17 protein-coding genes and 1 tRNA gene are annotated in these 14,954 nt (G+C 64.7%); 10 read left to right on the top strand and 8 right to left on the bottom strand.

Translation table 11 applies throughout. The features are described from left to right. Positions 1-427 precede the first annotated feature (427 nt). Positions 428-2,488: an Ig-like domain-containing protein gene (locus G9E11_RS11815; protein ID WP_190605789.1), complete on the bottom strand. Its 2,061-nt coding sequence runs from the start codon at positions 2,486-2,488 to the stop codon at positions 428-430. A 504-nt stretch (positions 2,489-2,992) separates the two neighbouring features. On the opposite strand from G9E11_RS11815, the gene G9E11_RS11820 reads away from it, so the two are divergent. Next, entirely contained in the window at positions 2,993-3,292 is a 300-nt protein-coding gene (locus G9E11_RS11820) for a hypothetical protein (RefSeq protein ID WP_190605791.1), read from the top strand. 50 nt (positions 3,293-3,342) lie between these two features. On the opposite strand, the gene G9E11_RS21505 is transcribed toward G9E11_RS11820, so the two are convergent. Then, entirely contained in the window at positions 3,343-3,513 is a 171-nt protein-coding gene (locus G9E11_RS21505) for a hypothetical protein (RefSeq protein WP_311764352.1), read from the bottom strand. A 45-nt stretch (positions 3,514-3,558) separates the two neighbouring features. Between G9E11_RS21505 and G9E11_RS21510 the strand changes: the two genes are divergently transcribed. Further along, positions 3,559-3,729, top strand: a complete 171-nt coding sequence (locus G9E11_RS21510; RefSeq protein ID WP_311764353.1) for a hypothetical protein — start codon at positions 3,559-3,561, stop codon at positions 3,727-3,729. Positions 3,730-4,404: 675 nt separating this feature from the next. Here G9E11_RS21510 and G9E11_RS11830 read toward each other — a convergent pair. Both G9E11_RS11830 and G9E11_RS11835 read right to left on the bottom strand, forming a co-directional pair. Beyond that, on the bottom strand, positions 4,405-4,653 hold the full coding sequence (locus G9E11_RS11830; protein ID WP_190605793.1) for a hypothetical protein: 249 nt from the start codon (positions 4,651-4,653) through the stop codon (positions 4,405-4,407). Positions 4,654-4,719: 66 nt separating this feature from the next. Further along, positions 4,720-4,792, bottom strand: a tRNA-Lys gene (locus G9E11_RS11835). A 286-nt stretch (positions 4,793-5,078) separates the two neighbouring features. On the opposite strand from G9E11_RS11835, the gene G9E11_RS11840 reads away from it, so the two are divergent. Then, positions 5,079-5,501: an Hsp20/alpha crystallin family protein gene (locus tag G9E11_RS11840; protein WP_246468859.1), complete on the top strand. Its 423-nt coding sequence runs from the start codon at positions 5,079-5,081 to the stop codon at positions 5,499-5,501. A 397-nt stretch (positions 5,502-5,898) separates the two neighbouring features. Then, the gene (locus G9E11_RS11845) at positions 5,899-6,114 is read left to right on the top strand and encodes a hypothetical protein (RefSeq protein ID WP_190605797.1); all 216 of its coding nucleotides are present in this window, start codon (positions 5,899-5,901) and stop codon (positions 6,112-6,114) included. Between the two features lie 97 nt (positions 6,115-6,211). Here G9E11_RS11845 and G9E11_RS11850 read toward each other — a convergent pair whose 3' ends face one another. Continuing rightward, the gene (locus tag G9E11_RS11850; protein WP_190605799.1) at positions 6,212-6,352 is read right to left on the bottom strand and encodes a hypothetical protein; all 141 of its coding nucleotides are present in this window, start codon (positions 6,350-6,352) and stop codon (positions 6,212-6,214) included. Between the two features lie 246 nt (positions 6,353-6,598). On the opposite strand from G9E11_RS11850, the gene G9E11_RS21110 reads away from it, so the two are divergent. Together G9E11_RS21110 and G9E11_RS21345 are read left to right on the top strand one after the other, a co-directional pair. Further along, positions 6,599-7,045 carry a trypsin-like peptidase domain-containing protein gene (locus G9E11_RS21110; RefSeq protein ID WP_250647371.1) on the top strand — a complete coding sequence of 149 codons (447 nt, stop codon included), beginning with the start codon at positions 6,599-6,601 and terminating at the stop codon, positions 7,043-7,045. Beyond that, complete coding sequence (locus G9E11_RS21345) at positions 6,945-7,625, top strand: S1C family serine protease (RefSeq protein ID WP_311764354.1); 681 nt, start codon at positions 6,945-6,947, stop codon at positions 7,623-7,625. The genes G9E11_RS21110 and G9E11_RS21345 overlap by 101 nt, the downstream gene beginning before the upstream one ends. A 107-nt stretch (positions 7,626-7,732) precedes the next feature. Here the strand turns inward: G9E11_RS21345 and G9E11_RS11860 are convergent, their stop codons facing one another. Together G9E11_RS11860 and G9E11_RS11865 are read right to left on the bottom strand one after the other, a co-directional pair. Beyond that, entirely contained in the window at positions 7,733-8,635 is a 903-nt protein-coding gene (locus G9E11_RS11860) for a DMT family transporter (protein WP_190605801.1), read from the bottom strand. Between the two features lie 17 nt (positions 8,636-8,652). Continuing rightward, the gene (locus G9E11_RS11865) at positions 8,653-9,249 is read right to left on the bottom strand and encodes a TetR/AcrR family transcriptional regulator (protein ID WP_190605803.1); all 597 of its coding nucleotides are present in this window, start codon (positions 9,247-9,249) and stop codon (positions 8,653-8,655) included. 340 nt (positions 9,250-9,589) lie between these two features. On the opposite strand from G9E11_RS11865, the gene chvE reads away from it, so the two are divergent. The 4 genes from chvE to G9E11_RS11885 all read left to right on the top strand — a co-directional run bounded on the left by chvE (position 9,590) and on the right by G9E11_RS11885 (position 13,853). Next, complete coding sequence (gene chvE / locus G9E11_RS11870) at positions 9,590-10,714, top strand: multiple monosaccharide ABC transporter substrate-binding protein (protein ID WP_190605805.1); 1,125 nt, start codon at positions 9,590-9,592, stop codon at positions 10,712-10,714. A 114-nt stretch (positions 10,715-10,828) separates the two neighbouring features. Further along, a complete protein-coding gene (gene mmsA, locus G9E11_RS11875; protein WP_190605807.1) occupies positions 10,829-12,358 on the top strand; it encodes a multiple monosaccharide ABC transporter ATP-binding protein in 1,530 nt (509 codons plus the stop codon). 5 nt (positions 12,359-12,363) lie between these two features. Next, positions 12,364-13,677 carry a multiple monosaccharide ABC transporter permease gene (mmsB, locus tag G9E11_RS11880; RefSeq protein WP_190605808.1) on the top strand — a complete coding sequence of 438 codons (1,314 nt, stop codon included), beginning with the start codon at positions 12,364-12,366 and terminating at the stop codon, positions 13,675-13,677. Positions 13,678-13,718: 41 nt separating this feature from the next. Further along, the gene (locus tag G9E11_RS11885) at positions 13,719-13,853 is read left to right on the top strand and encodes a hypothetical protein (RefSeq protein WP_311764355.1); all 135 of its coding nucleotides are present in this window, start codon (positions 13,719-13,721) and stop codon (positions 13,851-13,853) included. An 86-nt stretch (positions 13,854-13,939) separates the two neighbouring features. Here the strand turns inward: G9E11_RS11885 and G9E11_RS11890 are convergent, their stop codons facing one another. Then, on the bottom strand, positions 13,940-14,926 hold the full coding sequence (locus G9E11_RS11890; RefSeq protein WP_190606039.1) for an NAD-dependent epimerase/dehydratase family protein: 987 nt from the start codon (positions 14,924-14,926) through the stop codon (positions 13,940-13,942). Positions 14,927-14,954 lie beyond the last annotated feature (28 nt).

Below are 14,954 nucleotides of genomic sequence, written 5' to 3' on the forward strand. Positions count from 1 at the left end.
CACTGCCTCTGCGGTCCGTTCCCAAGGAAGCACAGCACTCCTCCAATGAATGACGCGGATACTGGTGCCGGGTCGGCGGCCGTGGACCTGGCTCCCCCTCCGGGATCGGATTGGTTACCCAGACCGCCGTCGACTCCCAAGATCTGCTGACGTCGCTACCGTAACAGCGGCCAGTGCATGTAGAACGCCCTGACAGCAGAGGTGCTTCTGGATCTCCCTCATCTTCCACGGGATCTATTTTCTTGGCGAGGTCATGCGCTCCGCCTACGGGAGCCGATGAAGCACGACCCACAGTTTCTGACTGATGGACAAGGGGCGGAATCCTTCACATCGGAAAAAGTCGGAGGCACCGCCCGCAGCGGGTGCGGGCGGCGCCTCCTGATGCTGCAACTTCTATTCGGCTGCTATTTCATCGCACCTTTCAAGCTCAGCGGGTGCCGGTGGTGAAGCTCCAGGCCGTGCTGGCCATGGGAGTGCCGGCTACATCCCGTACTGCGGTGGGGCCGCCCGTGATGGTGGCGGTGTATCTGGTGCTGGCTGCAAGGGTGGCTGCAGGGTTGAGGATCCACTGGTTGGTGGTCCCGTTGCGGGTGGCCGTGGCTGCAACGGCAGCGCCGGTGGCGGCATTCTTCAGCGTGAAGGTGGACGTGCTGACGCCGTTGACGGGCTTGCTGAACGTTGCCGTGACGTTGGCCGTCCGCAGCACGCCGGTGGAGTTGATGCCGGGAGCCCGGGAGGTGACCGTGGGAGCCGAGCTTGTGCTGAACAGCCAGCTGGTCGTTGCGAGCGGCCGGTTGGTCAGGTCCCGGATGGCGGACGTCCCGCCGGTCAGGGTGGCCGTGTAGGAGGTGCTCGGGGTAAGCAGGGACGTGGGATTGAGCGTTGCACGACGGGTCGCCTGGTCGTAGGTCACCGTCGCCGGGATGGTGGTCCCGGCAGCGTTCTTCAAGGTGAACGTGCTGCCGGAGACTCCCTGGACGAACTCACTGAAGGTGGCGGTGATGTCCGTGCCGGTACCGGCTCCGGTGGTGCCGGTGGCGGGTGCCCGGCCCGTGACGGTGGGAGCCACCGTGTCAGCAGGGCCGATCTGTACTGTCCGGCTGGCTACGGCGCTGATGTTGCCAGCGGCGTCCGTTGCCCTCACGTTGAACACGTAGGTCCCGTTGCCCTGGGCGTCCCACGTTTTGGGTGAAGCGCAGGTCGGGTCCCAGTCAGTGTTGGTGGGCAGCAGCTGGCATTCGAACCTGGCGCCGGCTTCGCTGCTGAAGTTCAGTGTCGGGGTGGTGTCCAGGGTCGGGGTTGACGGGAACGGGGCGATGACCGAGGCCACCGGCGCAACACTGTCCACGGTGAACGTGAGCGTCGGTGAGGTCAGGAACTGCGGAACGCCTGCCGGGACAACACCGGTCAGCGGGTCCGGGACGTAGGCGGGGTTCGCGGTGCGGGACTGTATTTTGTGGACGCCCTGGCCCAGGGGGGCGAGCCGTGCGGAGTAGTTCCCGCCGGCGAGGGTGGTGGCGACGGGGGTTGCCGCCCCGTCCACGATCAGCTGAACCGGTGCGGTGCTTCCTGCCGGCAGAGCGCCCGTGACGGCGGGTGCCGTGACGTTGGTGATGTTGTCCGTGGCGGACCGTCCGCTGTCACTGGCTGCCGCCAGATCCGGTGTGGAGGGGGCGCCGTCGGCCCCTTCCGCTATCAGTCCCTGGACGGTAAAGGTGTTGACGGTGAGGGTGTTGATCCCGGGACCGCCGGCATTGGGGCCGGTGATGACGACGGCGTTCGTGCCGGAGGGTGCGCCGGTGACCGTCCCTGCCGTGTTGATGTCGCCCAATGTGCCAGGGGCGGCGCCCACCTGGCGGAGGAAGGTCGCGGTGCTGCCAGCCTTGTAGTCACCCAGGAACGCTGCACCGACGCCTGCCCAGTCGCAAGGCACGGTCGGGCTGGGCGCGCAGACGCCGGAGTCGATGGTGGTTTTGATCCTGCCCAGGGAGGCGTTCTTGGGATCCGCCGCGGCCGTGATGACGTTTACCCCGTACGGGTGCGTGATGGTGTACGAAGCGTTGGGGACGAGGTTGTCCACGAGGAACCGCAGCCTGGCGAATCCCATCTGCTGCCCGGGCTCCACCACCCCATTGGTGTGGGCGCCTTCCAGTCCGGCTTCATAGAGTCGGAGGTTGCCGCCGGTGGCGGACGCGTTGAACCAGAACGCCTCCTCCGGGAAGTTGTCCGGATACGACGCCGGAGCGGCGGGGTCGGGCGGTTCGGAGAGGCACCCGGCGCCTGCCATGTAGCAGAGCTGCAGCTTGACCGTGCCGTCGGAAAACCAGGTGGGAAAACCGTTGGACTGATCCACGGGTCCCACCCCGGCAGTCGAGGCACTGGCCGGGACCGCAGCAAGCGGCGACAAGGCCGCTGCTAGCAGTGCAACGGCGGCAGCAGAGGCAAGGCCTCCTTTTGCTGATGCGCGGTTGCTGAGTTTGGTGAACATTCTGACTCCTTCGGTCTTAAGATGGCCCCCAGAACCTTCCAGGCCAGGTCAGGAAGTCGGTCCCAACCACGGCAATCTTCAAATAAAGACCTTGGATGCAGGCCGGGCGACCCTACCCACAAAAGGGCCCCCAGCCCCCACTGAGAGGGGCCCTCACCGGGACGAAGGTGGTGAAGAGACCCCCGATGAGGGCCGACGACGATTCGACGCCGGATCGGGCGGGGTCGCCGTTGGCTCGGATCAGCTCGCCGTGCCGACCGGCTGCCGAGCTGTCGTTAGTAGGGGGACCCCTAGGCCTGCTAATCCGATACCACTCCCCCAGATAAGTCCCGCCTCGCGGCGACAAACCAGAGCGCTCCAAGGTTCCCCGGGCAAACCCCACCAACCATGGGCAGACTCTAGACCGGTGGAGGAAAGACATTTTCCTCCACCGGACAGGACCGGCCACCTCGATCGCGGGGCTGGCCGCACGGTCTTCGCGGCTCAGGCGAAAGGGCAGTACTTATGACGATTCTCCAGCTTTCCACTTCCGCTGGACAGCAGCGGAAGACTCCGCCGACCACCGCACCACGGCTGGATCGGCCAGCAACGCCGGTCGGTGTCTCATCGGACGGGCTTCTGCAGTTTCAACTGCAACGCCTGATAGGCAAAATCCTCGCCGACCCGGACCTCGATCCTGACGTGTACATGTCCCTGACCGGGCACTTGGCCGCGAATCCGGGGCATCCGGAAATGGCTCTGCTCGCCCACCTCCACGACGTCCAGGACCCGGATGACCTGCCACCGTACAAGGTGTACCGATAGCCGGGAAAACGCTGACGGACTGACGCACGGGATCCTTGCCACCTGCTCCCTCAGCTGCTATCCATTACCCATGCCATGCCCCTGCCCATCATGGGTCCCTCGTGCGGCCACTGACGGCCGTAAACGGCGTACCGATGTTGTTCCCCTGCCGGGACAGTGAGCGTGGCGCTGTCCAGGCCGAAGACCTCTGCGGCCAGCTCAATATCAGTGGATCCATTCATGATCCCTCGGGTCCGGTCAGCCGGTTGCAGTTCAACGTCCTTGCGATGGTCGCAGAATTCGAAGCCGACCTCATCCGGGTCCGGACCCGTGAAGGCATGCAGCTCGCGAAAGCCAAAAGCCGGTGCCGTGGCAAACAGCCCAAACTCAGCAAGAGCCAGGAAGCCCTCGTCGTAGCCCCCTACGGTGGAGAGCAACACTCCCGTCGGGATTGCTGACATGTTCAAGGTCGCGCCAAGCCCGGTGTATCGACGCTTTACGCGGACAGCGTGAGCCTCTGCCGGTTTCGGAGCAAAGGTTTCCGCCGCGCCGGCTGTAGCGGGGGAGCATTTGCCGGACCCGGCGGCCTGGCCCGCAGGGCGCTTCGTTGGCCAGCTACCAGGATCGGGTCACCGGAACCCTGAGGAAACCCAACGAACCCATACCACTCACTCAGAAATGACGGCCGGGTGAGGCGGGTGCTTTCGGTCGGCCGGCGGTATGAGGATGGGCCCCCACAACGGTCCAAGGTTTGCCGGGAAGGGACCATGGTGTCGGGGCAGGCTGAAAGTAGGGCAAATGAATGGTTCGCCCGGCGGAAGCCAGCGACGCCGCCGGTTGAACCATAACCTCCCGTCCGCCGTGGCGCCCCCCCAGCGCCAATCGTCGGTAAGACCGCCTCCTACCATGTATCGGCGTAAAGTTGTAACCGGCCGGCGGCGGACAGCCGTCTGGTGTCCCCCACGCCAGCGGTCCCCAGCTCCGTCGTCGGTCCTTGCTCCCGTCGCCTTTACAAATGAGTTCGGCCGGGTTCCATGGGCCCGTGCGAGTCAGATAATCGGAAGTATCTCAAAAATGGAAGTGCGGGCGGATTGCTTTGTGCGTCAATCCTTCGGCCCGCCAGCTGCAGGACTCTACGACAGTCCGGTAGTTCCATACTGTTTCCAGGTTGGCTCCCGTCCGGGGATGTTGCGGCTGAGCAGTTCCAACAGTTCGCCCTGATTCAAGCCGGCCGCCTCGCTGACCTCGGCCAGGGTTGCTTCCCCGTTGCGCAGCAGTGCCGCGGCGCACTCCCGCAGCGTCACGTATGCGGTGTCCAAGGCGGTTTCGGCCGTTGCAATGACTGCCGCCAGCGCCCTGATTCTCTGGAGTTCGGGGTTCATGTCCTAAGCACCTCCTTGCGTCCGATCTACGCCGGGATCACTCCCGCTGAGCGTTCCGGCCGGGCGTGCACCCGGTGGGGCTCGAACCCACGACCCGAGGATTAAAAGTCCTCTGCTCTTCCAGCTGAGCTACGGGTGCATGTTGCCTGACCAGCACCTTGCCGTTGTTCAGTTTTTGCTCCCATACTCGGATCTATATCAGCCACGACAGATTTATTAGCACCCGACGCGGCCGGACGCAATAGCCCTTTCCCGTTATTCCGCGCGCCAAACGCGACCAGAGGGAACCCCTCGCGGCCGGGGGATGGCTCGAAAAAATCCACCCATCGGATTGCTAAAAACTCTTGCACGGAGCAACTCGCGGTGCTATTAAATCTATGTCAGCGGATATAGATCCGGTCAAACGGCGATCAAGGAGGTATGTGATGTTGATGCTCGATCCGTTCCGTCACCTGGACCGCCTCGCCGAGCAGGTTTTGGGCACGGTGGCCCACCCGGCGGCGATGCCAATGGATGCGTGGCGGGAAGGCGATGACTACGTTATTGCGCTTGACCTGCCTGGCATGGACAGCGACGCGATCGATCTGGGCGTGGAGAAGAACGTGCTGACCGTGCGCGCCGAACGGAAGGCCCCCTACGGTGAGGACACCGAACTCGCGGCCGCCGAGCGGCCCCGCGGCGTCTTCAGCCGCCAGATCATCCTCGGTGACGCCATGGAGGCAGATAAGGTCAAGGCGAGCTACGACGCTGGCGTGCTGACGTTGCGGATCCCGGTCGCGGCCCAGGCCGCCCCGCGCAAGATTGAAATCGAAACCAAGGGAGGCCAGCAACAAATCAGCGCAGCCTAATAGACCGGGACGGGATGCCCGTTACACGCAAACGCTGCCTCTTCGGGCGTCAGGCATTCACAGAACGCCACCGCGCCTTGTAGCGCACATGCAGCAGCTGCGCACGGCCGTCCCTCCCGGCGGTCCCCGGCCATAGACGGCCGGGGACCGTCCCACATCCAGCCGAGGGCCGTTCATCCGCGGCGGCTGGTGCCTTGGCGTACCGTGCCTCCGGAGCGGTGGATTTTGCCTGAGAACGCGGGGCCGGACGACGTGTCCATGCATAGGTCCTGTGCGTTGGTGTCTTGTAGGGGGTGGTGCAGTGAACGACGAGGGCCGGCCCGTTGCGTACACAGCATTGGTAAAGGGGACGCCGGTCGTGTCCGGGGCCGGGTCAAGGTTTGGAACGCTCGAGCGGGTGTTGGACGACCATGGGCATATCCTTCACGGAATCACGGTCTCCACGGCTGCCGGCCTGCGCTTTGTGGCACGGGACAACATCGAGCGGATGACAACCACTCAGATCCGCTGCTCCCTCACCGACGAGCAAATCAAGGAACTGCCCCCGCCCCCGCCCGCGCTGCAGCTGCGGACCAGGCCGTGGTTCACACGTCCGCGGGGCAAGGCACGATAATCCTTCTCGCTCGGGTGCGAGCGATACCGAGATAGTCGGTACCTTTCGTGGGGGACCCACCATCCCGACGAGTCGGCCCTGCGCTGGGAGCGGAGGATTAGGGCGCACCGACCGTCTCGGCGAAGGACATCTCTGGGGCAGTCTCATCCGCGGCTTCCAGCCAGGTGGTGAAGTCTGAGTACGACATGAACGAGTAGTAGTCACAGAACTTCAGAGCCGCTTTTTCATTCCTGATCACCTGGGTGACGCATCCTCCTTTTGTTTTAGCCTCCGTAGATATAACCCGGAGGATGGATTGCGCATTCCAAGCCCCTGCGAACATAAGCGGGGCACCGCGGCCGGGGCTTCTGGTCTGCGCTCCCCCTACCGGAGATACTTATGAGGACCTGCTGCGTTAGGAAAGCACATGGGATTCAGGCCAGCTTCACGACCATGCCGCGGCCACCTCCGGGCCACGGCGTTGACGGCCGTCCTCATCTTTGCAATGACCGGGTGCACGGGGAACCAGCAAACCCCGGCCACATCTCCCGGCGCCGACTCCCCCACCGTACAGGGCAGCCAGAACACCCCAACGCAGACCACCCAGGGCACCCGGCCGCCCGGGTCCGCAGCCGATATACCCGCAGTCATCCAGAACGTCCAACCATCAGTGGTCACCGTCTTCACGCAGGACGGACTCGGAAGCGGCGTGGTGTACGCCGCGGACGGGCTGATCCTGACCAATGAGCACGTCGTGCGGGGCAACACCAATGTGGAGGTAGCTTTCGCTGACGGGCGACGGGTGCCGGGCAAAAGTGCGGGCCACAGACGCAATTTCAGACCTGGCGCTCGTGGAAGCGCAACGCAAAGACCTCCCGGCCGCCAAGTTCCAGAAAGACCTGCCCCGCATCGGGGAACTGGCGATCGTCATTGGGTCCCCGCTGGGCTTTGAAAACACTGCCACGTCCGGGATCATTTCCGGGCTGCACCGCCAGATTCCGGGTTCAGCGGCGAGTAGCCAATCACTCGTGGACCTGATTCAGACCGACGCTGCCATCAGCCCAGGCAATTCCGGGGGCGCGGTTGTGAACTCCCGCGGTGAGATCGTCGGCATCAGCGAAGCCTACATTCCACCCCAGTCCGGCGCTGTGGCCCTGGGCTTCGCCATTCCGGCAGCGACAGCTGTTCAAGTGGCAGAACAGTTACTGAAAGACGGAAAGGCCGACCATTCCTTCATCGGCCTGTCCCCCACCGATATCACTTCGCAAATTGCCGAGCAGCTTCATCTGCCCGACACCGAGGGCGTCCTGGTCCTTTCAGTGGTAAGGAACGGTCCCGCTGACCGTTCAGGGCTCAGACCTGGGGACGTGCTGCTGTCCCTCGAAGGTCAAAAACTCAACGCACCCGAGGACCTGTTGGCAGCGCTCCGAAGCAAGGCCCCTGGGCAGGCCGTGAGCGTCCAGTACCGCAGGGGCGCCGACGTCGGAGACACCAAAGTGACACTGTCAGAGCGGCCGACCGCCGAAGGCTAAGCGCAGGCCCCGGGCCGAGCAAATGATCCACCTTTATGGGTTTTCTTATTGGCGCTTTGCCGCGGCGCCCTTTTGTGCCCCGCGAAGGCAGTAGTCCTCTGCCCCAACTATGCTCGGGCGGGCTCGCGGGGCGTCAGGACGAACAAACTCCCCAGCACCAGAACTACGCCGAGCCATCCCAGCGCCGGCAACCGCTCCCCCACGACCACAACTGCCAGCACGGCGGCGACGACGGTCTCCATGAGGGAAAGAGCCGTTGCCGTGCTGGCACGGACTCGGGCCAACCCCCAACCGAACAAGACATAGCCTGCGAACATCGGGACAAGCGCCATATACGCACCGACAGTAAAATTGGTCCACGACTCAAGGAGCGGCCGGCCGGTCATGGCGAGCACGGGCATCAGCAGCAGTCCGCCCAGCCCGAACACTGCACCCATGGCTGCACGGGACGACACTCCCCCGCAGATCAGGCGGTGAGCTGCCCACGAGTACAGCGCATAGGTCACGCCCGCAACCAGCCCCAAAACGACCCCCGCCGGCACGGCCCAGGATTCCGCAAAGGCGCCAGGGCGTTCCGCACAATTACCGGCAAAACTCAGGAGTCCGGCGCCCGCCACCCCGATCAGCGCCCCGAGCATCCAGCGGCGGGTCAGCACCTTCTTTTCCGCCAACCGCTCGATGACCGCCGACGCCAGAGGAGCCGAGCCGATCGAGACCACCGTTCCGAGCGCCACGCCCGCAAGGCGCATGGAACTGTAAAAGGCAAGAGGGTAAACCGCGACGGCGGCCGCCCCCATTGCGACGAGCAGCCACCGGCCGCGGAGGCTGATCCAGTGGCTCGCTATCGGCTGCACCGCGCACAGCGCCTGGAGCAGCCCGCCCACACCCATTGCCACGGCACCGATGGCAAGTGGACTCACGGACGGCGCGAACGTGGCAGCCGTTCCCGTCGTCCCCCAAAGCGCCGACGCGCCCACAACAAAGATGGCGCCCAGGAGGGGCCCGTTCATACGGCCAAGCACCGCCTTCACAGCTCCTCCAACATCTGAGCAGCGATCGTCCGGGCCTCCTGCAGGCAACCGTCTTCGCCTTCAAGACCTGCCCTGGCCATGGAACCCTCGAGCAGGAAGGCCAGATGCCGGGCCACCCTGGCCGCTGCCTCATTGCGTCCTGGCAGCAGCTCCCCGACATGCTCAAGCAGGAGGCCCTCGACCTCTTCCTTGTGCTGCCGCACGGCCAGTCTTCCGGGAGCGCCCGCAGGCAGTTCCGCGGCGGCATTCAGCAGGCCGCAGCCCCTGAAGCCGTGTTCGTAGGATAAGTTCGCGTGGTCCATGTAGGCATCGAACACTGCCAGGACACGTTCCCGCGAAGTGGCCGCCACGGCAACGCGGGCCCGGTACAGGCCGAGCCATTCCTCATGGCGGTCGGCGAGGTAGGCCGCCACCAGGTCCGCCTTGGAAGCGAAGTTGTTGTAGAGGCTTTTCTTGGCCACACCGGCCGCCGCAGTGATGGAGTCGATGCCGGTGGCCGCAACGCCGTCCGCATAGAAGAGGCGCGCCGCGGCCTCAAGGAGGGATGCGCGGGCTGGCCGCTTCGTTGCGGGTTGGCCTTCAAACGAAGCCACGGTATACCACCAACAATCAGTTTTGTAGGTAGACCAGTCTACCTATTCTCTTTTCACCCACAAGGGGCGAGGAAGAGCGCGCCGGGCCGGAGGCCGCCGTCGTCACCAATTTGTGTCTTGCTTCACAGCCCTACCGCGGATAATATGGTCCAAGATTGTTAGCGCTAACAGAAATGTTGGGGCAGCCGGGGTTCCCGCTCCGGCATGACAGCCCTCCGGCGCCGGTCCTGCGGAACGGCCTCGGTACGCCGGACACAAGTGGCCGGCGCCGGCGGAAAGTACATACGCTTTCCGCTCAAGCACCGATTCGCGGCCCAACCAGCCGCGGAAGGAGAATAACGTGAGAATCAAGAAACTGCTGGGCGCCGTCGCCGTCGTTCTGGCCGTTACGGCGGGGGCCACCGGCTGCGGCAGCCGCCCCGGCGCCACCACCGGTACCAGCAGCGCCGACGCTGCCGGAGCCCTGGTGGGAATTTCCATGCCGACCCAGACGTCGGAACGCTGGATCGCTGACGGCAAGAATGTCTCGGACTCCCTGACCAAGCTCGGGTACAAGACGGACCTTCAGTACGCCAATGACGACATCCCCACCCAGGTTTCCCAGATCGAGAACATGCTGACCAAGGGCGCGAAGTCCCTGATCGTCGCGGCCATCGACGGCACCACGCTGACGGACGTCCTGGCGAAGGCCAAGGAACAGAACGTCAAGGTCATCGCCTACGACCGGCTCATCAACGGCACCCCGAACGTTGACTTCTACACCACCTTCGACAACTACGAGGTGGGCGTCCAGCAGGCAACGTCCCTGCTGACCGGACTGGGCCTGGTGGATGCCTCCGGCAAGAAGGTCGAGGGCAAGGGCCCGTTCAACGTGGAGCTCTTCGCCGGCAGCCCGGACGACAACAACGCCAACTTCTTCTGGTCCGGCGCCATGGACACGCTGAAGCCGTACCTGGATGCCGGCACCCTGAAGGTCCCCAGCGGCCAGACCAAGTTTGAGCAGGCAGCCATCCTGCGCTGGCAGGCGGCAACCGCCCAGAAGAGGATGGAAGACATCCTCACCGCCGCTTACGGCTCGGGCAAGAAGCTCGACGGCGTGCTGTCGCCTTACGATGGCCTTTCCATCGGCATCATCTCGGCGCTGACCAGCACCGGTGGCTACTCCAAGGGCGCACTCCCGGTAGTGACCGGCCAGGACGCGGAAAAGGGCTCGGTGAAGTCCATCGTCGCCGGCGAGCAGTACTCCACGATCTTCAAGGACACCCGCAAGCTCGGCGAGCAGGCCGTGAAGATGGTGGACGCTGTCCTCAAGGGCCAGCAGCCGGAGACGAACGACACCAAGACCTACAACAACAAGGTCAAGGTTGTCCCGGCCTTCCTGCTGAAGTCCGTGATCGTTACGAAGGACAACTACAAGCAGGAACTGATCGACTCCGGTTACTACACGGACGCCGACATCAAGTAGCAGCACGGCACCAAACACGGCGGGGGCGCCTGCAGCCGCAGGCGCCCCCGCACCCCAAAAGATCGACCCACCGAAACAGATCAGCTCATCGAACAGATCAGCGGGAAATAACCAATGAACGTACCCATTCTTCAGATGCGCGGGATCACCAAGACCTTCCCCGGCGTCAAGGCCCTCCAGGATGTCACCCTGGATGTGAACCGCGGCGAGGTCCACGCGATCTGCGGCGAAAACGGGGCAGGCAAGTCCACCCTGATGAAGGTGCTCTCCGGCGTCTACGCCCACAACACCTTCGAAGGGGACATCCTCTTCGAGAACGAACCGTGCGACTTCGCGTCCATCAGCGACAGCGAGAAGCGCGGCATCGTGATCATCCACCAGGAGCTGGCACTGAGCCCGTACCTGTCCATCGCGGAGAACATCTTCCTGGGCAACGAGCTGGCCTCCCGCGGCTGGGTGGACTGGCGCAGGACCAACCTGGAAGCGGCAAAGCTGTTGGCCCGGGTTGGGCTTAGCGAAAACCCGGTCACCCCCATCCAGCACATCAGCGTGGGCAAGCAGCAGCTCGTCGAAATCGCCAAGGCACTGTCCAAGGAAGTGAAGCTGCTGATCCTGGACGAGCCCACCGCAGCCCTGAACGACGAGGACTCCGACCATCTGCTGGACCTGATCCTGCACCTGAAGGGCCAGGGCGTCACCAGCATCATCATCAGCCACAAACTCAACGAAATCCGCAAGGTCGCGGACGCCGTCACCATCATCCGGGACGGCAAGTCCATCGAGACCCTCCGCGTGGACCAGGGCCAGATCACCCAGGAACGCATCATCCGCGGCATGGTGGGCCGCGACCTGGACAGCCTCTACCCCGAACGTGAACCGCAGATCGGCGAGGAAGTCCTGCGCATCGAAGACTGGACGGTCCAGCACCCCCAGGACCACACGCGCACCGTGGTCCACAACGCCAGCCTCAACGTCCGCAAGGGCGAAGTGGTGGGACTCGCCGGCCTCATGGGCGCCGGCCGCACCGAACTGGCCATGAGCGTCTTTGGCCGGACGTACGGCCGCGCCGTCTCCGGAAAGGTGTTCAAGCACGGCGAGGAAATCAACACCTCCACAGTCCCGGAGGCCATCCGCCACGGCATCGCCTACGCCACCGAGGACCGCAAGCACTACGGCCTGAACCTCATCGAGGACATCAAGCGCAACATCTCCATGGCGGCCCTGCCGAAGCTCTCCAAACGCGGCTGGGTGGACGGCAACCAGGAAACCACGGTGGCCAACAGCTACCGGAAGAGCATGAACATCAAAGCCCCGTCCGTGGCGGCCATCACCGGCAAGCTCTCCGGCGGCAACCAGCAAAAAGTGGTCCTGAGCAAATGGATGTTCTCCGACCCTGACGTGCTGATCCTGGACGAGCCCACCCGGGGCATCGACGTCGGCGCCAAGTTCGAGATCTACACGATCATCGCCGAGCTCGCCGCCCAGGGCAAAGCCGTCATTGTGATCTCCTCCGAGCTCCCCGAGCTCCTGGGCATCTGCGACCGGATCTACACCCTGTCCGCCGGCCACGTCACGGGTGAAGTCCCCATCGCCGAGGCCTCCCAGGAAACCCTTATGCACTACATGACAAAAGAGAAGGAATAACGGACATGTCCGCCCTACGAGAATCCCTCGGCTTCCTGGCAAGCCGCCTCCGCCAGGTCGGCATCTTCGTCGCCCTGATCCTGATCGTCCTGCTGTTCCAGGTCCTCACCGACGGGATCCTGCTCCAGCCGCAGAACGTCAGCAACCTCGTCGTCCAGAACAGCTACATCCTCATCCTGGCCATCGGCATGGTCATGGTCATCATCGCCGGGCACATCGACCTCTCCGTCGGTTCCATCGCCGGGTTCATCGGCGCCGTCGCGGGCGTCATGATCGTCCACTGGGGCTGGGCCTGGTGGGCTGCGATCCCGGCCTGCCTCCTGGTCGGCGCCCTCGTCGGTGCCTGGCAGGGATACTGGATCGCCTACGTGGGCATCCCCGCGTTCATCGTCACCCTCGCCGGGATGCTCATCTTCCGCGGCCTGACCCTGATCACCCTGAAGAACCAGCAGATCACCCCCTTCCCGGACGAACTCCGCGCCCTCGGCGGCGGCTTCCTCCCGGACATCTCCGGCGGCACGTCGGTGCTCGAATGGCTCACTGTGATCCTCGGCGTCGGCGGCACCGCGGCCCTGCTGTTCCAGTCCATCAAGGAACGCCGCGTCCGCCGCAAGTTCAACCTCGAAAACGAACCCATGGCCTGGTTCGCCACCAAGACCGCGTTCATCGCCGTGCTGATGCTCATCATCACGTTCCTCCTGGCCAGCTACCGCGGCACCCCCATCGTGCTGCTCGTCCTCGCGGCCCTGGTCATCGCCTACTCGGCACTGATGAACAACAGCATCTTCGGCCGGCACACCTACGCCATCGGCGGCAACCTGCACGCCGCCGAGCTCTCCGGCATCAAGACCAAGGCTGTGACCTTCCGGCTCTTCGTGAACATGGGCGTCCTCGCCGCCCTGGCCGGCCTGATCTTCACGGCCCGCCTGAACTCCGCGCAGCCCGCCGGCGGCACCGGCTTCGAACTGGACTCCATCGCGGCCGCCTTCATCGGCGGCGCGGCGGTCCAGGGCGGCATCGGGACCGTGGCCGGGGCCATGATCGGCGGCCTCATCATGGGCGTGCTCAACAACGGCATGTCCATCCTCGGCCTCGGCACCGACTACCAGCAGCTCATCAAGGGCCTGGTGCTCCTGCTCGCCGTCGGCTTCGACATCTTCAACAAGAACCGCGCCGGCGGCGGATCCTCCATCGCCAAGCGCTTCAAGCTCAGGACCACCCCGCCCGCCACCGAAACCAAGGCACCGGCAGCAACCGCGGCACCGGCCGAACCGGCCACGCCGGTGGCAGCCGGCAGCCGCGAATCAGAGAACGCCTGACGACCAGCCGGCACGCCCTGGACGAGCACCTCGAAGCAGCCGTGAAGGAGCTCCAGGACCTGGCGATGCTCACGGGCACCCACGGCATCCTGGTCACGCGCCACCGGCCCGGAAACTACACGGCCGCGCTTTCCGAGCAGGTCCCGTTCGGCATGACGCGCGAAGTCATCCACTGACGCGTTAGCAAACCAGCCGAGTCCCTCCCCCGGTTTTTACCGCGGGAGGGACTCGGCGTTTAGAAGCAGTGACGGCCGACGGCGGTTCAGCCAGCCAGGGCGCCCAGCGGACGGGCGACGCGGAGCTGGTCATGTTCGATGAGCCAGTTCACGGATTCGAGCACGGCCTGTTCGGGCTCGTACCGCGGCGCGTAGCCGAGGACAGACTTGGCCTTTTCGATGGTGAAGCAATGGCTGCGGTGCAGGTGGCCCCAGCTCGACTCGGCATACTCTGCAGTGGTGGACCGGCGGAACTCGTCCCAGGTGACTGTTTCCAGCCTTGCCGGCTGCCCGAACCAGGCGGCGGCGATCTCGGCATAACCGCGGACACTGAGCGCGGTGGGCGCGACGATGTTGAAATCCTCGCCGGCGGCCGCGTCCCGGTGCCCGATGGCCTTCTCGAACGCCTGGGCGACGTCGGCGGCGTGCACGTGGTGCATCAGTTCGGCACCGCTTCCCGGAACCTGCAGCCGCTCACCGGCTGAAAGCGTGTACCAGACGGCCGGGTCGAGGTTCCCGAGCGGACCCGTGGGGTGCCAGCCGGGACCGACGATGTGGCCGGGGTGCAGGGACGTGGTGACCAGTCCGCCGTCGGCCGTCTCTTCCTTCAGCATCCGCGCGATCCGGTCCTTCTGGATGCCGTACTCGTCGAACGGTGCGGCGGCCGAATCGGAACCCTCGGCGATCGGGAGCTTGAGGCTCTTGCCGTAACGCCAGATGGAGCCGCAGTGCAGCAAATGCCCGATCTCGCCGCGGAGGCGGCCGACCAGCGAGGTCGCGGACTCGAGCGTGAAGCACACCAGGTCAACCACGACGTCGGGCTGCAGTCCCGCAACCCGGTCACCGAAAGTGCCGTCCCGGTCTTCCTGTTGCCGATCGGCAACGACCTGGCGGACCTGCTGCCATTCCGGTGCGTCTGCGTAGGTCTTGGAGGTCCCGCGGCTGATGTTGATGACCTCGTGGCCGCCGCGGACCAGCCTCGGGACGAGGAAGGTGCCGATGTGGCCGCTTCCGCCGACGACGATGATTTTCAAACCCATGGCATCCACACTAGGGGCCGGA

The organism is Arthrobacter ipis (genome assembly GCF_014694315.1).
In the GTDB taxonomy this organism is placed as follows: Bacteria; Actinomycetota; Actinomycetes; order Actinomycetales; family Micrococcaceae; genus Arthrobacter; species Arthrobacter ipis.